The sequence below is a fragment of the Pseudobutyrivibrio ruminis genome, from assembly GCF_015057245.1.
Lineage (GTDB): Bacteria > Bacillota > Clostridia > Lachnospirales > Lachnospiraceae > Pseudobutyrivibrio > Pseudobutyrivibrio ruminis_E.
In genome coordinates this window covers 1-21321 of record NZ_SVET01000027.1, presented here as the reverse complement: position 1 = coordinate 21321, position 21321 = coordinate 1, and the positions used below count along the sequence as shown (strand labels likewise).

General features: G+C 39.9%; 19 protein-coding genes and 1 tRNA gene. 3 read left to right on the top strand and 17 right to left on the bottom strand.

Annotated features, from left to right (window positions below; all coding sequences use genetic code 11):
* Window positions 1-144: 144 nt before the first annotated feature.
* From larE to E7274_RS14040, 5 genes are all read right to left on the bottom strand, one after another.
* Complete coding sequence (larE, locus tag E7274_RS14060) at window positions 145-963, bottom strand: ATP-dependent sacrificial sulfur transferase LarE (protein WP_304176798.1); 819 nt, start codon at window positions 961-963, stop codon at window positions 145-147.
* Window positions 964-1028: 65 nt separating this feature from the next.
* Window positions 1029-2288 carry a histidine--tRNA ligase gene (hisS, locus tag E7274_RS14055; RefSeq protein WP_033153576.1) on the bottom strand — a complete coding sequence of 420 codons (1260 nt, stop codon included), beginning with the start codon at window positions 2286-2288 and terminating at the stop codon, window positions 1029-1031.
* Window positions 2279-3718: a coproporphyrinogen dehydrogenase HemZ gene (gene hemZ, locus E7274_RS14050; RefSeq protein ID WP_033153574.1), complete on the bottom strand. Its 1440-nt coding sequence runs from the start codon at window positions 3716-3718 to the stop codon at window positions 2279-2281. Before hemZ ends, hisS begins: the two co-directional genes overlap by 10 nt.
* Window positions 3715-4338: an MBL fold metallo-hydrolase gene (locus E7274_RS14045; protein ID WP_304176796.1), complete on the bottom strand. Its 624-nt coding sequence runs from the start codon at window positions 4336-4338 to the stop codon at window positions 3715-3717. The genes hemZ and E7274_RS14045 overlap by 4 nt, the downstream gene beginning before the upstream one ends.
* 1 nt (window position 4339) lies before the next feature.
* Window positions 4340-6643, bottom strand: a complete 2304-nt coding sequence (locus tag E7274_RS14040) for a RelA/SpoT family protein (RefSeq protein ID WP_090479476.1) — start codon at window positions 6641-6643, stop codon at window positions 4340-4342.
* 165 nt (window positions 6644-6808) lie between these two features.
* Here E7274_RS14040 and E7274_RS14035 point away from each other — a divergent pair, with 165 nt between their 5' ends.
* Window positions 6809-8446 carry an ABC-F family ATP-binding cassette domain-containing protein gene (locus E7274_RS14035; protein ID WP_304176794.1) on the top strand — a complete coding sequence of 546 codons (1638 nt, stop codon included), beginning with the start codon at window positions 6809-6811 and terminating at the stop codon, window positions 8444-8446.
* A gap of 34 nt (window positions 8447-8480) precedes the next feature.
* Here the strand turns inward: E7274_RS14035 and E7274_RS14030 are convergent, their stop codons facing one another.
* The 9 genes from E7274_RS14030 to E7274_RS13990 all read right to left on the bottom strand — a co-directional run bounded on the left by E7274_RS14030 (window position 8481) and on the right by E7274_RS13990 (window position 17767).
* A complete protein-coding gene (locus tag E7274_RS14030) occupies window positions 8481-9767 on the bottom strand; it encodes an ABC transporter permease (RefSeq protein WP_304176791.1) in 1287 nt (428 codons plus the stop codon).
* Window positions 9761-10492: an ABC transporter ATP-binding protein gene (locus E7274_RS14025; protein WP_044937303.1), complete on the bottom strand. Its 732-nt coding sequence runs from the start codon at window positions 10490-10492 to the stop codon at window positions 9761-9763. The genes E7274_RS14030 and E7274_RS14025 overlap by 7 nt, the downstream gene beginning before the upstream one ends.
* Before the next feature lie 10 nt (window positions 10493-10502).
* Window positions 10503-12047, bottom strand: coding sequence for an efflux RND transporter periplasmic adaptor subunit (locus E7274_RS14020; RefSeq protein WP_304176789.1), 1545 nt, complete (start codon window positions 12045-12047; stop codon window positions 10503-10505).
* Between the two features lie 307 nt (window positions 12048-12354).
* Entirely contained in the window at window positions 12355-13641 is a 1287-nt protein-coding gene (locus E7274_RS14015) for an ABC transporter permease (protein ID WP_304176787.1), read from the bottom strand.
* Window positions 13641-14393 carry an ABC transporter ATP-binding protein gene (locus E7274_RS14010; protein ID WP_033153562.1) on the bottom strand — a complete coding sequence of 251 codons (753 nt, stop codon included), beginning with the start codon at window positions 14391-14393 and terminating at the stop codon, window positions 13641-13643. Before E7274_RS14010 ends, E7274_RS14015 begins: the two co-directional genes overlap by 1 nt.
* A 9-nt stretch (window positions 14394-14402) precedes the next feature.
* The gene (locus E7274_RS14005; protein ID WP_304176784.1) at window positions 14403-15827 is read right to left on the bottom strand and encodes an efflux RND transporter periplasmic adaptor subunit; all 1425 of its coding nucleotides are present in this window, start codon (window positions 15825-15827) and stop codon (window positions 14403-14405) included.
* Window positions 15828-15954: 127 nt separating this feature from the next.
* Entirely contained in the window at window positions 15955-16695 is a 741-nt protein-coding gene (locus tag E7274_RS14000; RefSeq protein ID WP_304176782.1) for a hypothetical protein, read from the bottom strand.
* Window positions 16695-17408, bottom strand: coding sequence for an ABC transporter ATP-binding protein (locus E7274_RS13995; protein WP_304176780.1), 714 nt, complete (start codon window positions 17406-17408; stop codon window positions 16695-16697). Before E7274_RS13995 ends, E7274_RS14000 begins: the two co-directional genes overlap by 1 nt.
* Window positions 17408-17767, bottom strand: coding sequence for a GntR family transcriptional regulator (locus E7274_RS13990; RefSeq protein ID WP_074788734.1), 360 nt, complete (start codon window positions 17765-17767; stop codon window positions 17408-17410). The genes E7274_RS13995 and E7274_RS13990 overlap by 1 nt, the downstream gene beginning before the upstream one ends.
* A gap of 160 nt (window positions 17768-17927) precedes the next feature.
* Here E7274_RS13990 and E7274_RS13985 point away from each other — a divergent pair, with 160 nt between their 5' ends.
* Window positions 17928-18887, top strand: coding sequence for a P1 family peptidase (locus E7274_RS13985; RefSeq protein ID WP_304176778.1), 960 nt, complete (start codon window positions 17928-17930; stop codon window positions 18885-18887).
* A gap of 39 nt (window positions 18888-18926) precedes the next feature.
* Here E7274_RS13985 and E7274_RS13980 read toward each other — a convergent pair whose 3' ends face one another.
* The gene (locus E7274_RS13980; protein WP_304176775.1) at window positions 18927-19502 is read right to left on the bottom strand and encodes an OB-fold protein; all 576 of its coding nucleotides are present in this window, start codon (window positions 19500-19502) and stop codon (window positions 18927-18929) included.
* 114 nt (window positions 19503-19616) lie between these two features.
* On the opposite strand from E7274_RS13980, the gene E7274_RS13975 reads away from it, so the two are divergent.
* Window positions 19617-19820 carry a helix-turn-helix domain-containing protein gene (locus tag E7274_RS13975; protein ID WP_033153545.1) on the top strand — a complete coding sequence of 68 codons (204 nt, stop codon included), beginning with the start codon at window positions 19617-19619 and terminating at the stop codon, window positions 19818-19820.
* A 36-nt stretch (window positions 19821-19856) separates the two neighbouring features.
* Here the strand turns inward: E7274_RS13975 and E7274_RS13970 are convergent, their stop codons facing one another.
* Both E7274_RS13970 and E7274_RS13965 read right to left on the bottom strand, forming a co-directional pair.
* Window positions 19857-20675, bottom strand: coding sequence for a hypothetical protein (locus tag E7274_RS13970; RefSeq protein ID WP_304176772.1), 819 nt, complete (start codon window positions 20673-20675; stop codon window positions 19857-19859).
* Window positions 20676-21239: 564 nt separating this feature from the next.
* A tRNA-Leu gene (locus E7274_RS13965) sits at window positions 21240-21319 on the bottom strand.
* Window positions 21320-21321 lie beyond the last annotated feature (2 nt).

Here is a 21321-nt window from a genome sequence, read left to right as displayed (position 1 = left end):
TATTCATTTTTCAAAGTATCTATTTTATCTAAAATAAAAAAACTAAGACTTTGAAAAATAGGGCCTTGCCCTAACAACAAAAATGAATACCTACTAAATCAGTAGGTATTCATATAATATTTTTTATGATGCTATTTGTCAATATTACAAGCTCAATGTTTCATTCATACTTCCGGTACGATACCCCTTTAAATCAAGGGCTACGTATGCAAAGCCATATTCCTTAAGCTTATCATATACCTTTAATCTGAATGCTTCATCATACATTCTAGGGAAATCAGAAGGACTCAGTTCTATTCTTGCAACATTATCTCCGTGAATACGTACTCTAAATTGTTTGAAGCCCTCATCCAATAAAAACTGCTCTGCTTTATCAACCATTGAAAGCTTCTTTTCTGAGATTGTCTCACCATATGGGAAACGGCTTGCAAGACAAGCAAATGACTGTTTCTCTGCTGTTGGAAGTCCAAGCTCCTTTGAAAGCTGACGAATTTCTGACTTCGTAAATCCGATATCTCTCAGTGGGCTTTTTGCGCCAAGCTCTGCAACCGCCTGTAAACCTGGGCGATAGTCTCCATTATCATCCAAATTTGAGCCTTCTGCCACATAGTCTATCCCCTGCTCCTTGGCAAGTGCAAACATCTTTTCAAAAAGCTCCTTCTTGCAAAGATAACATCTATTTGGTGGGTTTTGTGCAAAACCTTCTATTTCTAATTCTTCTGATTCAACGATAAAATGTCTAACTCCAAGTGATTTAGCATAGTCGATTGCTTCGTTCAGTTCTCTCTTTGGAAAAGAACAGGAAGAAGCAGTCACCGCAATAGCATTGTCCCCTAGGGCATCATGTGCTGCATAAAGAAGAAATGTGGAATCAACTCCACTGGAAAAAGCCACTGCCACCTTACCTAAATCCTTAAAGTAATCCTTTAGTCTATCGTATTTGTCCATTAATTCCTGATACATACCTACTCCTTTTACCTATCTAATTAGTAGGATAATATCACTATAATTTGATTGCGTCAAACCTTTTATCGATTAAAGAACTCTACAAATTCCTCGTAGCCTTCACCTGAAAGCTGTTCCTTCTGGAACTTTTTATTTTTGTTCATACGAACAACGAGAACTGTATTGCCCTCTGCACGTGCAGCCTTTGCCTGAGCCATAACCTCAGCAAGCTTCTCTGCTGGATAACCCTTTTCAACAAGGTATGCAATCTTTTTGCTAGCGCCAGGAACCTTGAAGCCCTGCTCCATAAGAAGAAGGATGATGCGCTCAAAGCCGATTGAGAAACCACAAGCTGGTGTATTCTGGCCTGTGAAGTTGCCAATCATCTTGTCGTAACGTCCGCCACCACCGCAGCTTCCGCCGAACTCAGGAATGGCGATTTCAAAAATAGTACCTGTGTAATAGCTCATTCCACGTACAAGTGTTGGATCAAATACAAGCTCAAAATCAGCTTCCTTTGTAGCGTTGACTGCAGAAGCAATCTCTCTCATCCAATCTGCGACTTCCACATCAAGGAAATCACCAAGCTTATCAAGAAGAATGTTCATACCTTCTGCAACATCCTTAACATTTTCAAGGGCTGCAAAAAGACCAACATATTTGTCGATTGACTCCTGTGAATATCCTGACTCAAGAAGCTCCTTAGAAACTCCATCAAGACCAATCTTGTCCATCTTATCAAGTGTGATGAAGATTGAATCGTAATCTTCCTCTGCAAAACCTGCATAAGCTGCCATTGCCTTAAGGATACGACGCTCGTTGATGCGGATTTCAAAGTTCTTGAAACCGATACGTCCAAGTGTTGTAGTTGTAGCAAGGATAAGCTCTATCTCTGCAAGGTTGCTAGGCTCTCCAAGAATATCGATATCACACTGTGTAAACTGGCGATAGCGACCACGCTGAGGTCTGTCTGCTCTCCAAACAGAACCAATCTGAAGTGACTTGAATGGTGATGTAAGCTCATTTGCGTGATTTGAATAAAAACGGCAAAGAGGTACTGTAAGGTCGTATCTCATACCAAAATCTACTACATCATCCTCTGTCTGTGCCTCAGGTATGTTAAGCTTTTCTCCACGCTTCATTACCTTGAAGATAAGCTTTTCGTTTTCGCCACCCTGCTTGTTAGAAAGGTTGCCGATTGACTCCATTGCAGGTGTTTCGATTGGAGTGAATCCGAAAGAACGATATGTGTCCTTGATTATAGAAGTAACGTAGTCTCTAACTTCCATTTCGTATGGAAGGATGTCTTTCATTCCATTAACTGGTTTCTTGTTTAAAGCCATTTTAAATCCTCTCTAAGTCTTTCTCTTTTTCTATCTATCATTTCATCAATTCTGTCAATGTATAATTGAACGTCCTTGACATTTTCACATCTAGTAACTGTCTTGCCATGGTCAGCAACAAACTTGCATGAACAGCCAGCACCAAGTGCCATTATAGTTTGTTTCTCTTCCATTATCAAGATATTGTAAAGCCCCTCTTTACCTGGTGTTGCATAGCCTATGTTCTCAAGATTTGCAGCCATATTTTTCTGGCGGTAAAGATAATATGCATTCATGCCCATATGATGTGCACAGTCCAGGCAAATATCCATATGAGTCTGTGAGTTTTCGATTAAATAATCATCATAAGACTCTCTGTCAATATTGAGACGCGCGGAATGCTTAAGTGCCAAAGAATGGACAGTTAAGTTGTCCGGTGCCATCTTTTCAACTTCATCAAGAGTGTATTTCACATCCTCAATAGTCTCCCCTGGAAGTCCCAGAATCAAATCCATGTTGATGTTATCAAAGCCAAGCTCTCGAGCCCATCCGTATACACGATGAATATCCTCCACCTTGTGGAATCGACCAATCAAATCCAAAGTCTTTTGATTCATTGTCTGTGGATTGATTGAAATACGGCTAACTGGATGATTCTTCATAATCTGAAGCTTTTCGTATGTAATTGAATCTGGTCTGCCTGCCTCAATTGTGTATTCCAAAAGGGATTTTGTGTCAAAGTACTTATCTACAAGTGTAAGAAGCTTTTCCAAATGCTCCTCGTCAAGAGATGTTGGTGTGCCACCGCCTATATAAATTGTAGTAAGGCTCTTTTCTTTGCATGCTTCAGCTGTAAAAGCCATTTCTTTTTCAAGAGCATCTAGATAATCATCTAGCTTTTTCTTCCACAGCCCAATTGGGTATGAAGTGAATGAGCAGTACAGACAGGTGCTAGGGCAAAATGGAATTCCGATGTATACAGAATAGCCATTGTCATAATCTATCTTTGATAAAAGCTCATGCTCCTTGTGAGAAACCTGTAGACTCAAATTGATTTTAGCGTCCGAGGTGCGGTAGGTATCCTTCATGTATGAAGCAATAGCCTCATCATCTGCCCCATCTTCTATCATACCAAGGCTGATTTTGGTTGGGCGGATGCCTGTAAGAGTACCCCATGGCAATTCCTTACCAGTACGTTTGCTAAGGCTTTCGTATATTGCAAGCTTCAAACGGTTCTTTGTGTCTGGTCTGTCAGAATAGTCGATTTCGATTTCCTTGCCGTCTAACGTAAGAACATTGTCTGAGTAATTAACCTGCATCGAAAAAAGAAGCCCTGCATCCTCAGGTGTGGGCTCTGTAGAGATTTTGACCTCTTCCTTTGGATAAAAGGCTTTAACTAGTGAATAAATATCATATTCAAAATTATCTTCGTTTAATTGTATGTAAATCATAAAAATGGATTGTATATCCTTTCTGTACCGATAGTGGTTGGCTCGTTGTGACCAGGGTAACAGATAGTATCATCTGAAAGAGTCATAAGCTTTGATTTGACTGACCCAACCAACTGGCTCATGGAACCACCCGGGAAATCTGTACGTCCCACGGAACCACAAAACAATGTATCTCCGGTAAAAACTATATCTTCATTAGGAAAATAGAAACAGCATCCACCTGGTGTATGTCCTGGTGTGAAAAGGCACTTGATATGAAGTCCTGCTAAATCCATTTCCTCGTCATCCTTTAAGAAAACATCTGCGCTATAGCTTTTGGAATCTCCAAACATATCTCCTGAAAGGTTGATGCTTGGATTCTTTAATTCCTCTGCTGTAGCTTCATGTGTGTAAACCTTTATGCCATATTCCTTGGCTGTGGATGCAGCCTCCCCGGCATGATCAAAATGACCATGTGTCAAAAGGATAGCAACCGGCTTTGTGCCAGTGCTTTCCACTGCAGACTTGATACGCTCAAAAGCTGAGCCTGGATCAATTATGATTGATTCATTTGTATCTTCATTTATGGCTATATAGCAGTTTTCTGCCGCTGCCGGCAAAAGTACTTTTACTACTTTCATCTTATCCTCTAGGTCTTTCTACATCGATGATAGACTCAACCTGTTTAATCTTTTCAACAAGTGAACGAAGCTGTTCGCGGCTTTGTGTACCAAATTTGATAGTAATAGTTGCAACGCCCTGTTTGCTTGTCTTTGAATGGATTGAATCGATATCTATCTCTCTTTCGGTGAATATGCGAGTAATATCAACCAAAAGTCCTGTACGGTTATTTCCGTAAATATTGATTTCTGTAAGGTATACTCCACCCTTCTTGCCATCTTCCTCTGCGTCGCGGGCCCACTCGGCCTCGATAAGACGCTCTTTTTCGAATTCTGGAAGATTAATCATATTGATGCAATCGGTACGGTGAATTGATACACCTCTTCCTCTAGTAACAAAACCAACGATTTCATCACCTGGAACTGGATTACAACACTTTGAAAAACGAACTGAAACATCGTAAAGTCCGCTAACTGTAATACCATTTTTAGACTTTGGCTTAGCTTCCTTGCCTGAACCAGAATGCTCTGCCAATATTTCTTCGTCAGTAACCTTAACTGGGTGGTCTTTCTGCCATGCAGAGAACATTCTGTTTATGACAGCACCTTCTTTTATGGCACCCTGACCTACTGCTGCAAGGCAATCCTCCCAGCTGTGGAATCCGTATTTATTTATGATGATTTCCTGATATTTAGGCTTGTTGATATCGCCTAAATCAACACCCTTTTGCTTTGCCGAACCAATAAGAAGTTCCTTACCTTTGGCGATGTTTTCATCCTTGGACTGACTGCGGAACCACTGATTGATTTTATTTTTGGCCTGAGAGCTTTTGACAATGCTCAGCCAGTCACGGCTTGGGCCGTTTGTATTCTGAGATGTGACAATCTCGATACGGTCTCCGTTTTGGATGACGTAATCGATAGGCACTAGCTTGCCATTAACCTTTGCGCCAATCATTTTGTTACCTACTGCAGAATGAATAGCATATGCAAAATCGATTGGTGTAGAACCATTTGGCAGGTTTTTAACATCACCTGATGGGGTGAAGCAAAATACTGTATCAGAAAACAGGTTCAGATCTGATTTTAATAAGGAAGAAAACTCTTTGTTATCTGAGATTTCCTGCTGCCACTCGAGGATTTCACGAAGCCATGAAAGCTTTTCTTCCTCGCCCATAACAGTGGAGCCTTCACCGCTTTCCTTGTATTTCCAGTGAGCAGCGATACCGTATTCGCTGGTACGATGCATTTCGTATGTACGAATCTGGATTTCAAAAGGCGCACCATTAGGTCCAATAACTGTAGTATGCAAAGACTGATACATGTTTGGCTTTGGCATAGCAATATAGTCCTTGAAACGACCTGGAATAGGAGTGTACATTTCATGGATAACGCCAAGTGCTGCATAACAGTCCTTGATAGAATCTACAATGATTCGAACTGCAAATAAATCGTATATTTGATCGATGGTCTTGTGCTGATTAACCATCTTTTTGTAGATGCTGAAGAAATGCTTTGCACGGCCATAAACCTCGGCCTCGATTTCTGCATCCTTTATGTGCTTAGAAACATCCTCTACAAGAGAATTGATATATTCTGTACGCTGACTCTTTCTGAGTGCGATTTTTTCAACTAAGTCATAGTAAGCATCTGGTTCTAGATACTTAAGTGAAAGGTCATCAAGCTCGATTTTAACCTTGCTAATACCAAGACGCTGAGCAAGTGGAGCATAGATTTCCATGGTCTCACGCGCTTTTTCCTTTTGCTTTTCAGGACGCATGTACTTCAAGGTACGCATGTTGTGAAGTCTATCTGCAAGCTTGATAAGGATGACACGGATATCCTTTGCCATAGCAAGAAACATCTTACGAAGGTTTTCTGCCTGGATTTCTACCTTATCCGCATCATAATTTAACTGACCTAACTTTGTGACACCATCCACAAGCTCTGCAACTTCGTCAGAGAACTCTGCTGCTATCTCTTCCTTTGTATAGATGGTATCCTCAACGACGTCGTGAAGAAGACCAGCCACGATAGTTTCTTTATCTAGTTCCAAATCAGCAAGGATAATTGCAACGCAAAGTGGATGAATGATATATGGCTCACCAGATTTACGCACCTGTCCCTCATGGGCCTTACGCGCAAGGTTGTAGCCCTTTTCAATCATAGAAATGTCTGTATTAGGATGATATTTGCGCACTCTATCAATGAGCTCCTTGTAGAGCTCGTCCGGATCAACAAAGTCCGCAGTAGCGATGACACCCTGGCTTTCAAAGGCAATATTATTTTCTAGCTTTTCTAATTCGTCCTTGTTTTGAACTGCCATGATATCACCACCTTCCATGAAAAAATTATTAAATATTATATAATTTAACCGTGTAAAAAGCAATAATAAGGGGGCTAAAAATAGGCAATTTTCTAGACAATTTTAAAAATTTTTGATATCATATGTCAGGTTTGACATAGTTTGATTTATGAAAGGATTATTTATATGATACAAGCTAATAACGTTACTCTTCGTTTCGGCAAGAAAGCCCTTTTCGAAGAGGTTAATATCAAATTTACAGAGGGTAACTGCTACGGTATCATCGGTGCTAACGGTGCTGGTAAGTCTACTTTCCTTAGAATTTTATCTGGTCAGTTAGAGCCTACTAGCGGCGAAATCACAATGAGCCCTGGTAACAGACTTTCATTCTTAGAGCAGGATCACTTCAAGTATGATGAGTTCACAGCTCTTGATACAGTAATTATGGGTAATCAGCGTCTTTACGACATTATGAAAGAAAAGGACGCTATCTATATGAAGGAAGACTTTTCTGATGAGGACGGTATCCGCGCAGCTGAGCTTGAGTCTGAGTTTGCTGAGATGGATGGTTGGAATGCAGAAGCAGATGCTGCTACTCTTCTTAACGGCCTTGGTGTTGATACAGAGTTCCACTACACACAGATGTCAGAGCTTCCTGGTGCGTTAAAGGTCAAGATTCTTCTTGCAAGAGCACTTTTCGGTTCACCTGATGTACTTCTTCTCGATGAGCCTACTAACCACCTTGATTTGGATGCTATCGCATGGCTTGAGGAGTTCCTTATCAACTTCGAAAACACAGTCATCGTTGTATCCCATGACCGTTACTTCCTTAATAAGGTCTGCACACAGATAGCTGATATCGATTATGGTAAGATTCAGCTCTACGCTGGTAACTATGATTTCTGGTATCAGTCTTCACAGCTTATCATTCAGCAGCGTAAGGAAGCTAACAAGAAAAAGGAAGAGCAGATTAAGGAATTACAGGAGTTCATCCAGAGATTCTCTGCTAACGCTTCTAAGTCTAAGCAGGCTACATCACGTAAGCGTGCATTAGAGAAGATTCAGCTTGATGACATCCGCCCATCTAGCCGTAAGTATCCATACATCGATTTCAGACCAGCTCGTGAAATCGGAAACGAGGTTCTTTCAGTAGAAAACCTTACAAAGACAATCGATGGCGAGCTTATCCTTGACCACCTTACATTCAACGTTGGTCGTGAGGACAAAATCGCTCTTGTTGGTTCAAACGAAAAGGCTAAAACAGTTCTCTTCCAGATTCTTGCTGGTGAGATGGAGCCAGACGAAGGAAGCTACAAGTGGGGGGTTACAACATCTCAGTCATACTTCCCTAAGGACAACACAGAAATTTTCAACACAGACCTTCTCATTGTAGATTGGCTTACACAGTTCTCTGAAATCAAGGATGCTACTTATGTTCGTGGATTCCTTGGCCGTATGCTTTTCGCAGGCGATGACGGAGCTAAGAAAATGAAGGTATTATCTGGTGGTGAAAAGGTACGTGTACTTCTTTCACGTATGATGATTGAAAACTCAAACGTACTCATGCTCGATGAGCCTACTGACCACCTTGATATGGAATCAATCACTGCACTTAACACTGGTCTCCAGAAGTTCTCAGGAGTTATCATCTTCTCTTCTCGTGACCACGAAATCGTACAGACAACAGCAAACCGTATCATCGAAATCCTTCCTAACGGAAGCATGATTGACAAGATGACTACATACGACGAATACCTTGAGTCAGACGAAATGGCTCGTAAGCGTACAGTACTTGAGTTATCTTCTGATGAATTAGATGATTAATAAAAAAATGCCAGCCCAGAGGGCTGGCATTTTTTTATTCATATCGTAAAGCCTCGATTGGATTTAATTTCGCAGCTTTGTTAGCTGGATAGTATCCGAAGAAGATTCCGATGGCCATAGAGAAGGCTACGGCAATTATGATGGCGCCGATTGATACGGATGCTGAGTAGCCCATGTATGTGGCAGCTACAGATCCTAGAACAACACCAAGTATTATTCCGATAAGTCCACCCATAATACAGATAACAACTGATTCTGTAATGAACTGAAGCCTGATGGAACCGTTTGTTGCTCCCAAAGCTTTTCTAGTACCAATTTCTTTAGTACGCTCTGTGATTGATACAAGCATGATATTCATAACACCAATACCACCAACAACAAGAGATATACCTGCGATGATTGCAAGTGCAAGCTCAATCGTTCCAATCATTGTGGTCATTGATTCAATCATGCTGGCCATGCTTGTAACTGAAACCTCATAATCATCATTGTTAGAGTAATACATTGTGTTGAAATAAGTTTCAACAGTGTCTGCAAACTCCTCTGAATCAGTATCAATTGTTGTTACAAGTGTAAAGCTTTCATATCCATCATTAATTGTATGAAGCTGTGTTCTAGCTGTATCGTAAGGGATATATAAATCTGTTGTTGTATCTTCAGTAGAATTGCTAGACCATGTACTATCATCGTATTCGTAAACACCTACGATGTAGTATGTATAATACTTTCCGTTTATGCTGATTTCTACAGCAGAGCCCAAAGCAGCGGAAGTATCCCCATCAAACATGTTATTAACAAAGTAGTCTGAAACAATACAAACCTTCTGAGCATTTTCATAATCCTTTTCTATGAATGTACGACCTGCAAGTATCTCTGGGTCGTTATATTCCATATAATCCTCGTTATAACCTACAACATTAACATATGCATATAAATCACCGTCGATGGCTGTTCCTGAACCTACAGTTGATGAAAGGAGTGTATATTTGATGTTATCGCTGTATTCCTCAAGGAAGGAATCTATCATATCGTCGGTAATGTAATCTTCTGTGTCCATTGATCTACGATTTCCGGCGCCGAAATGAAGTCCTGAGGAAGTTGTCTCCTCCGAAGTACTCTTTGCTGATACTCCAACTGTTAAGTTATTTGCACCCATCTCCTGCATCTGCGTGTTAACCATAACTGTGATAGAATTACCAACAGTCATGATTGCAATAACTGACGCAATACCGATGATGATACCAAGCATTGTAAGCAGAGAACGCATTATATTGGACTTTAGTCCTGCCAGTGCTAGGAGGACGTTTTCCATAATTAGCATGCTAAATCCTCCTTTATTGTTTCCCACTGACCTTTAGACTCGCCTCTTATATCACCATCTCGAAGTGTGATGATACGCTCTGTCTCCAACGAAAGCTCATTTGAGTGAGTAATCAAAACAATAGTCTTGCCCTGTTCCTCATGGAGCTTATGGAATATATCCATGATTAATCGTCCAGTAGCAGAATCAAGGGCACCTGTAGGCTCATCAGCAAGAATGATTGCTGGGTCATTTGCCATAGCTCTTGCAATGGCTACACGCTGTTTTTGTCCACCGGAGAGCTCGTCTGGGTTATGCATCATTCTGTTTGTCATGCCAACCTGCTCTAAAAGCATTTTCGCTCTCTCATTTCTTTCAGCTCGACCAATGCCAGCGTACATCATTGGAAGCTCTACATTCTTAATAGCGTTTGTTCTCGCTATCAAATTGTAGGTCTGGAATACAAATCCAATTTTCTTATTTCTTAGAATAGATAATTCGTGGTCCTTCGCTTTTTCTATGTCCACACCATCAAGTGTATACTCACCACTTGTTGGTCTATCCAAGGCACCAATAATATTCATAAGTGTTGACTTTCCTGAACCAGACTGTCCCACTATTGATACGAATTCTCCTTCACGGACGCTAAAATTAACGCCGTGAAGAACCTCAAATTCGTTTGGTGTGCCGATAAAGAAGCTCTTATGGATGTCACGAAGATCTAACATAATATCTCCTGCTGCCATAATTCACCTCCTACATTCCGCCTGGGCCGCCACCCTGGCCGCCGCCACCACTTGGAGCACCACCGCCCATGTCGCCGCCACCTTGGCCGCCGCCCATGTTAAGTAATGAGTTGTTTTCATCCTGTGACTCATCTGATGAATTATTAGATGTACTTGATGCTGTTGCCTTTACCTGAAGTCCTTCTGATAATTCATCGCTGATAATCTGTACATAGTAATCACTTTCAAGACCAAGCGTTACCTCAATCTTTGTCTCATTTCCTTCATCATCAACAGCTGTTACATAGCTATTTCCATCTGCATCTGTCTCAACACAATCATATGGTACTGCGTAAGCATCTGTTACTGATTCAAGGATAACTGAAGCCTTTGCTGTCATACCAACACGTAGTCTGTCATCTGTGTCATCAAGTGTAATCTTCACTTCATAGCTAGAAGATGTGCTACCTGTGCTTGAAGATGAGCTTGAAGATGAGCTTGAAGATGAGCTTGAGGTTGTAGAATCAGATGTTACTGCAACATATGAAACTGTACCTGTAAACTCATCATCGTCTGTAGCATCAAATTTAACTACAGCAGAAAGACCTTCGCTAAGAGATGCAATGTCGTACTCATCAACTGTTGCCTCTACAACAAAGGAATCTGTATTTGAAATCGTAAATACGGTATTACCCTGTGTATAGTTATTTCCCTCTTCTACATTGATTGCTGTAATGTATCCAGAAAATGGAGCAACAACCTGTGTGCCTGACTGGCTTTCCGTTACTGAATCATACTCTTCTGACTTTGTATATGTATTGTCATACTCTTGATTCAACTGCTCTAACTCATACTGATACTGAAGCTCTTCGATTTCATCCTGAAGTGTTTCTAATTCTTCCTGCTTAGATTCGTAACCAGAAATCGTTACACCATTTCCGTCGTCAAGAGTCTTTGCTGCGTTTGACTCTGTTGTCCAACGACTAGCTACTGATGAATCTGAATTTCCATACTCAAGATAATCATTGTAGGCATCCACAAGGTTATTATAAACATCAGCCCACTCATCTAAGTATTCCTGAATCTCAGCCATCTCTTCCTGCTTATCTTCAATCTGATCTAAATAATCTTGAAGAGTATGAGCATCCTCGATATCAGAGATGTTGTATTTTGCATTTAACTCAGCAAGCTTTGTTGCGTAATCATCTGCATCAAACTCTACGATAACCGTTCCAGCTTCAACATAGTCGCCTACTTCATAGTAAACTGCTGCAACCTCAGTACCTGTTGCAACTGTTGATGTTACAGACTGTTCCTGTCCTGCTGCAAGTGTACCAGTTACACTAATGGAAGACTGCAAATCCATTACTTCTACAGAAGTTGTAAGTGTCTGTGTTTCCTCAACTTCATGTGAGTTTGTCTTCAACAGATATTTTCTTCCAAATATAATTCCAACTACGATTAAAATGATAATTATAATAAATAGTAATAAATGTTTTTTAATAAAGCGGCCAAAGCGCTTTACAAAACTACCCAATTTAGAAAGGATAGAAAACTTTTGAGAATCCTTCGGCATTTTGTCCCTCCTGGTAAAATATGTTTTTGATTAACTTCACACACTTTACTAGGATTTTTCCCCCAAGTAAACGGATTCCACATACCTTTCAGAATAATTCAGATGGTCGTCACATGGGGTTCTCAGAACGTACAAATTCAATAAAAAAACATCCTGTTACTCCGGAAACCGTAACAAAAAAGCCAACAGGCATAATACCTGTCGGCTTTAAATGAGCTAGTAGGCAACAAGCTCTACTATTTCTCAAGCGAGATATGTCATCGAGCGGAGAAATCAGTAGGCTTGTAGGCGTAACTAGCGGAGTATATTATTCATAACGCAATGCATCTATAGGGTTTAGTTTCGCCGCCTTGTTGGCTGGATAGTATCCAAAGAAGATACCGATAGCCATTGAGAAGGCTACGGCAACTATGATACTTTGAGCTGAGACTGCTGCCTCATATCCCATCAGCTTAACAGCAACTGTACCAAGAACTACACCAAGTATAATTCCGATGATTCCACCGATTACGCAGATAACAACTGATTCGGTTATAAACTGCATTCGGATAGAACTATTTGTAGCACCAAGGGCTTTTCGTGTACCGATTTCCTTGGTTCGCTCTGTAATTGATACCAGCATGATATTCATAACACCGATACCACCAACTACAAGTGATATACCGGCGATTACCGAAAGAGCTAGCTGAATCATGCCTATCATGGAATTCATAGAATCCATCATAGATGTCATACTTACAACCATTACCTCGTAAGTGTCATTTCTAGAATAGTAATTTACATTAAAGAAATCACGTGTCTTGATAGCAAAATCATCGTTATTTGTATTAACTGATGTAACGATTGTGAAGTAGTAATCGCCTTTATTTTGATTGTGATTAGCTGTTCTAGCTGTCTCGTAAGGAATTACAAGCTCTGTTGTTGGATTATCTGAAACACCAAATGAGAACTTATCCTCAACGTATTCGTAAACACCTACTATGTAGTAATTATAGTATGTGCCAGCTACATTAACCTCAATCTCCTGGCCAAGAGCTGCTTTGCTATCGCCATCATACATTCGCTCAACAAATTTATCTGTTACCAAGCAAACCTTCTTTGCATTTTCAAAGTCCTGGTTGAGGAACTGACGTCCTGCAACCATTTTGTAATCCTTAAATTCAAAGGTATCTTTGTTATATCCAACAATTTGGACATTGGCATTTTTATTGCCATCAACAACCTTACCCTTGTCACCAACATTTTCCATTTTCAGGATATACTGAACGTCATCAGGGAATTCGTCCTTATACGCCTGAATCATCTCATCAGTAATCAAATCGCTGTCAGTCATTTCTCTGACATATCCATCACCGTAACTTGTTCCATCTTCATTAGTTTGGTCTGTGGATTTTTGCATAACACCCATCTCCAGGTTGTTTGCGCCAAGATCCTGCATGGTGCTGTTTACAATCAATGTGATGGAATTACCAACTGTCATAATTGCAATAACGGATGCAATACCAATAATGATACCAAGCATAGTCAGAAGGGAGCGCATTATGTTGGCCTTAAGTCCTGCTAAGGCAACCAGTATGTTTTCTGTAAATAACATTACTCCACCTCCTTCTTGACGCCAGCGCGTTCATCAGAAGAAAGTCCCTTCCAATTGCCCTTTGACTCACCAAGGATTGTGCCATCCTTTATAGTGATAATTCTGTCTGTCTCCTGAGAAAGCTCAGGCGAGTGGGTAATAAGAAGAATTGTCTTCCCCTGCTCCTCATGGAGCTTGTGGAATATATCCATTATCATTCGTCCAGTAGCTGAATCCAGCGCACCAGTAGGCTCATCTGCAAGGATGATAGCTGGGTCGTTGGCCATAGCTCGTGCAATGGCTACACGCTGTTTCTGTCCACCGGAAAGCTCGTCTGGGTTGTGATGCATTCTGTCTGTCATGCCAACTTCTTCAAGTAGCATCTTTGCTCTGTCTGTACGCTCACCACGTCCCATTCCTGCGTACATCATTGGAAGTTCAACGTTTTTAAGTGCGTTGGTTCTCGCAATCAGATTGTAGGTCTGAAATACGAAACCTATCTTTTTATTTCTAAGTGCAGACAATTCATGATCTTTTGCTTTTTCAATATCAACCCCATCAAGGGTGTACTCGCCAAGAGTCGGTCTATCTAAGGCACCGATGATGTTCATCAGCGTTGATTTACCAGAACCCGACTGTCCTACAATGGAAACAAACTCTCCCTGATTAACAGTAAGATTGATTCCATGAAGGACCTCAAATTCGTTTGGTGTGCCGATGAAAAAGCTCTTATGAATATCACGAAGGTCTAGCATTAAATCTCCTGCTGCCATAACGACCTCCTATTCAATAGTCATATAGTCCATAATATCTGTACTAGGTGCATCGCTAACGATTGCCTCTACAGTCATGCCTTCTTTGATTCCGTCACCAGAAATCTCTACATAATAATCGCTTTCAAGTCCCTTGTTAACTGGGATATCCTTCTTTGTTCCATCATCGGCGATAGATGTTACGAAGAAGCTTCCGTCGTCCTTCTGCTGAACGCAGTCATAAGGTACTGCAAGTACATCTGAAACAGAATCAAGAACGATGCTTGCCTTTGCTGTCATACCAACACGGAATCTATCGTCTGTTCCATCCATCTTAATCTTTAATTTGTATGATGCAGCGCTTCCTGCAGCTGACGATGCTGTAGCTGCACCATACGCTGATGAAGCAGCTGATGCACTTGATGCACTTGTTGTTGCCTCAGATGCAATTGATACGAATGAAACTGTACCGGTGAATTCCTCATCCCCTGTAGCTTCGAACTTAACTGTAGCTGGTAAATCCTTCTGGATGTTTGCTACGTCATATTCATTAACAGTTGCCTCTACAATGAATCCGCTTGTATCAGCTATCGTAAATACGGTATTGCCTTGTGTATAGTTGTTACCCTCTTCAACGTTCATTGTAAGGATATAACCTGAAATAGGTGCCTCTACCTTTGTCTTATCCATGCTCTCATAAAGATCATTTTTAGCATCTACCTGTGTGTAGTTCTGAGCATAGTTCTGCTGCATCTGTGCAAGCTCAATTTTGTTCTGAGTTGTGCGGATTTGCTCCTTAAGAGTTTCTATCTCATCCTCAACAGCTTCGTATCCCTGAATGGTTACTGGCTCACTTCTGTTTTGTGCTGCTAGAGACTCCTTTGTCCATCGGTCTACTACGGATTGATCATAATCCTTGTATTTCTCGTACTGTTCAAAAGCGTCCTTAAGGTTATCATAGATTATCTTATTATCATCAAGCCACTTCTGCTTCTCATCAATCTTCTTCTGAGTGTCTTCGATGGATTTTTGCATATCCTCGATGCTCATGCTAGCTTCAGTGTTTGTAATATCATTCTGAAGATTGAGCTCTGTAAGCTTGCGCTCATAATCATCGCCATCAAACTCAACTACTGTCTGGCCTTTTTCAACGTAATCTCCTACCTCATAATTTACAGTAGAAACCTTTACGCCTGTAACACCTGTACCACCAAGTGTTGATGTAACAGTAAGTGTCTCATTTGCTGTAAGTGTTCCAGTAACACCAACAGACTTTTTCAAATCCATCTTTTCCACAGTAGATGTGACTGGCTCGTTTTGAGCATCAATCATAGCCTGGGCCGCAACCTGTGCTTTGTGTCTTATAAACAATATAACGCCAACAATGATAACCAGAACAATGATTAGCTTCAAATGCTTTTTGCAGAAGCCACCTATTTTCTTTATAACGCCCAATTTCATCCTCCTTTTGAACATATCCTGGGTAAGGTATGTTCGTATAACTTTTTCATATCTTGTTTAGTGTAATATAATCCACTGTAATGTAAATACTTTTAATTTTTATTTAAGAATCTTTTTAGATTTACACTGAAAGCTTATTGTCCATTAACCATGCTGATGCAACATAAAGAATTACTGAAACAACTGCATAATAAACAATCTGGATGATTACACGTGTTGTATTAAAATCCAATCCCTCATCAATAAATACTCCAAGTAATTTGCTGAGGCAGATTGAAATTGCAATGAAAATACAGAAGCTAAGAAATCCATTGTATTTCTTGCCGTTTAATAGTGTCGCGCAGATGATTACAGCGAAGAAACCTAAGCATACTGTAGATATCCAGTTTACAACTGATGCAGCACTAATCATGGCAAATCTATATGAATCAACGTAATAGCTTTCGCCTAAAAGGGCATTTATAAACTGGAATAACTCTTTAAACTCTCCGTAAGTAGCAGCCAAAATAGAAACATCAGCAATTGCAAGTGCTACAAAACATACGCTTACTACTATGATTGAGCTTGCATTTTCAATAAGCTTTGCGCCTAAAATCTTGAAGCTATTATTTGGAGTCATAAAAAGCATGTAGCTTCGCTTTGTGTTCAAATCACGACTAAGTGTGTAAATACCAAATATACCAATAATAAACACTGAACACACAGCTATCATAGAAAGAAGGGTTACACCTATTGCTAAAAAGGTTTCCTTCTGCATGAAAACACCAATTAAAAACAACACCTCAAATATAGCTGTTATAACAAGGATTATTCCCTTAATTGACCATGATTTTCTGAATTCGTATTTAATTAAGTTTCCCATTATGCTATTCCCTCCATACATGTAATATTTGAAAATACCTGGCGGTATTTATCAGCCAAAGATACGCCTTCTGTCATACGTAAACCTTCTACATCAAATACGCCCACAAGCTGTGCCTGCTTAATAAAGATTGCTTTATCAACAACCGACTCAAGCTCTTCTACCAGGTGGCTTGAAATGAGAAGAATCTTATCCTCTGATGCTGCATCAAGAATCATGTTCATAACCTCATCTCTTGCAAGCAAATCAATTCCATTTAATGGCTCATCTAGCATGTAGATTTTTGCATCTCTAGCCATAGTAACTGCAACCTTTAGCTTAGCCATCATACCTGATGAAAGTGATTTCACCTTTTGCTTCATATCCAAATCCATGCTAATAACCATATCTGTGTATTTGTCCATAGAGAAATCTGTAAAGAAATCCTTATAATATTTTCCAACATCCCCAACTGTCATCCAATCATAGAAATATGGCTCAGTAGACATATAGGCGATTTCCTTACGGCTTTCAATACCAATTGGAGTATCCTTGTAAAGCACCTCTCCTGATGTAGGCTTTATAAGGCCTGCTGCCATTTTCATCCAAGTAGTCTTACCGCTTCCATTAGGACCAAGCATTGCATAAATGTGTCCTGGTTCGAGGCTCATTGTTATGCCATCAACCGCGGTTTTGCCAACAAATTTTTTAGTAACATCAACACTTTTTAACATCACATTTCGTCCTTTCTACTTCTAATCATTTCTATTGCTTCTTCATTAGTAATTCCAAGCTCCATGATGCTTTTCAAAAATAGATTTAAAGCATCCTGCGCCATTTCCTGTCGGCATGCTTTGATGATATTCACATCATCTGTCACAAACGTGCCCATGCCTCTTTTGGTGTAACATACACCCTCCCTTTCCAGCTCCTGATAAACCCTAGCGGCCGTGTTTGGATTGATTGTATATTTAACAGCCAGCTCTCGGCTTGATGGAAGCTTTTCTCCGCATTTAATACGTTCGTTAACGATATCCATTTTGATTGAGTTAATTACTTGTAAGTAAATGGGTGTCTTTGAATCAAACTGCATATTCACACTCCTCCTGTGTCATGTACTACTGTACTATCTGAATAGTACACTAGGTTATTAGTGCTGTCAATAGTTTTTTACACATTTATATTTTTTGTTGTAAAATGTTTTCTAGGGCTTTGTTTACTGCCCATACTTAATTATTTTTTAGGAGGTTTTTATGAAAGAAATTGATATTTTCCAGATTGGAAATTTTAAGATAGGACAGGCTGAAAACCAGGATGCCGGTACAGGAGTTACTGTTGTCGTTGCACCAGAGGGAGCACCATGCGGACTTGATATAAGAGGAGGTGGCCCAGCCAGCCGCGAGTCTGGATTGATGGACCCACTTGCCGCTGCAGAGGTTATTCACTCTGTTGTTTTAGGCGGGGGCTCCGCATTTGGCTTGGATGCAGCCGGTGGCGTTATGAAATGTTTAGCTGAAAAGGGAATTGGTTTTCCTGTTGGCGATGTTGTAGTACCACTTGTTTGCCAGTCAGATATATTTGATTTAGGCTACAAAGCTTCTAACGTATATCCGGATAAAGAAATGGGATATGCAGCTTGTACTAAAGCTTTCGAAGGAGAACATGGCAACTTTGAAAATGGTAGTCATGGTGCAGGCTGTGGTGCAACAGTTGGAAAAATGCTCGGCCCAGACCGATGCACAAAATCAGGCATTGGCAGCTACGCTGTAGAACTCGGCGAATTAAAAGTTGGAGCAATCGTTTGCACTAATGCAGTTGGAGATGTTTATGATTATGTTGATGGAAAAAGAATCGCCGGAGTTTTAGCTGAAGACGGTAAATCACTTAATGATGTTTCCTGCGAAGAATTAATGTATGCTATGACCATGACAGGAAAGACTTCTGATTCTTCCGATAAGGCCCCTGCCGGCGCACCAACTAATACTACCATTGGTATCGTATTTACGAATGCAAAGCTCAACAAAACACAGCTTTGCAAAGTAGCCGGCATGACCCACGATGGCTATGCTCGCTGCATTCGTCCTATCCACACATCAATGGACGGCGACAGCATCTACGCCATGTCTTTAGGAAATGTAGAAGCTTCGCTTGATGTTGTAGGAACCCTTGCAAACCATGTAATGTGTGAAGCTATAAAAAGAAGTGTAAAATAAGTAAAAGGCTATTGCAGGTCATGCAATAGCCCTTTTTATTTATTCTACAACTACTTCATCAATATCTATTGAGTATCCTAGGACCTCTCCGACATCAGTACATTTTCCTTTAATTACAATTGAATCTCCTTTGTTCAAATCCATAATAATTGCTTTTTGATCATCATTCTTAATATAACATTGAACATTAACAAAAGACCAATCATCTTCTCCTGCATTAATAGAAATATATTTTCCATTACTATCAATCACATCAAGATAACCAGATATTTCCAAATATTGTCCCTTATATGTATCTGCAGCTTTCATAGCATTAGCCTTTAGCGCATCAGACAATTCCTGTTTGGTGCAGGCAGTATACTCAATTGTTTCCTCAACAGCTGTTTCTTTGCTTTCTGTTTTCTCTGTTTCAACCGATGCTGTATTTGTAGATGTATCTGTATCAGTCTTCGAATCGCTTCCGCCGCCTGCTACTCCACCTATAATAATCAATACAATAACTACAGCAATAATAATTCCTAATGGTCCTTTTTGTTTCTTTCTGCAATTAGGACATATCTTTGCACCCTTAGGTATCTCCGTTTTACAATACTTGCAAATCTTTTTCTCTTCCATATTTACCTCTCCTTTTCTTTCCATTTCTAATGGATTGTGTACATAAAATTATAGTCAATATATTGAGTATAGTCAATGAATTGATAATGTTATCTTATGTATGAGGTAACATATATGATTTCATACGCTCCCTTTTATGAGACATTAATTCGCACAGGAAAAACTGAATATGAACTTATTTACAAATATGGTTTATCCGCAAATACGATTCATCGCATGAAGCACGCTAAGCCTATCACTACCACAACTCTAGATACACTTTGTTTTATTCTAGACTGTGAAATAAGTGATATCATAGAATATATAAAAGAAGAGTAGGTATCTAATCACGGAGAACAAATACCTACTCTTTTTTTATTTACAATTCTCTAAAATTATTCTATTCAAATCATTTATATTTAATCCATCAACGCCAGTCTCAAAAGAATAAAGCAAGTTCTTGCCATACTCATACCCTAATTCTCTATATTTTGCTATCTTCTTCACTGCAACTGTAGCATATTCTGGCTTGTCCATCATGCCAAAGTGCTCATAGAAAAAAGTCTGTCTCGTCTCTTTATTCAATAATGCAAAATCAGGATGAAGCCCCTTTCTGTTCAACTCACAAACAGGTTCATATACATATGGGATTCCTTCTTTAGCAAATTTATCTGCTATTATTTTCTCTGATTTGGATCTAACATGCTCCCCGTTATCTGTATAATACGAAGTTTCAATTGGATATTTTTCTTTGAAGGAATCAGCAGCGTCTTGATCACTGTATTGGGCCAGCCACTGCATTAAATAATGTTCATCTTCAATATGATCATATTGAATCAACGCTTTCCTTTCTTCCGATAGTTCTGTATATAGCGAATGTCTTTCACAATCCTTATAATACCTCAATACAGATTGAATTCTTACTAGTCGCTTGGAGACATCGGCATATAATCGCTTATCAAATTCTTTCTGTGCTAGCATTCTTGCAGTATTGATATCATTTTTTCTTATAAAACTCTTATTAACTACATCATTTTCACGCTTGCACTTGTAGTATTGCACATATTTCCCCTTATTTTTCTTTATTTCCAAATAGCATCCATCATCCGGAACATCCCTATTTTCAATTTTCTTCTTTTCAGCTTCTAATCTCGCCTTCTCTTCCTCTAATACCTCAATAATGTAATCTTTCAAATTCTCATTTCCTTTCTATCCCTCCCCGTTTACCACTGTGATTTCTATCTCCTACTATCCCAGTGGTATATAGTCTTCCGATTTACCACTGCAATAGCTCGAATACTCCTTGCAGTGGTAGCCTTATCATCTTTTTACCACTGCGTAATAGTGCCACTGTCCTGCAGTGGTAATCACAATCTATTTTTACCACTTCACAAAGGCCTTCATTACCTACAGTGGTAACGGCAACAATTCCTTACCCCGGCTAGCCCTCATCTTACTCACTCAGTGGTAATAGAGCCTAAACAATACCCTACTAGATTCAAAAATCTTATTGCACAGTGGTAAAACCGGGCCCATCAGCCCCAATTAATGCTTTCCTAATCCGTACTACTTCAAAATCACTTAGTTCACCACTCTTCCTAATACCAAATCACAATAACAATCATTGTTTCCCCGCAATTGCCAATCTATTACGTACACCAAAAACTAGCAATTGTATGACCTGTTTCGTGAAAATCGCTATCGACTTGATAGCAAATGAAAAAAGAAAATCTCACATACAGAAGTATGTGAGATTGCTGCGGGTGACAGGACTTGAACCTGCACGGTCTCCCACTAGAACCTAAATCTAGCGCGTCTGCCAATTCCGCCACACCCGCGT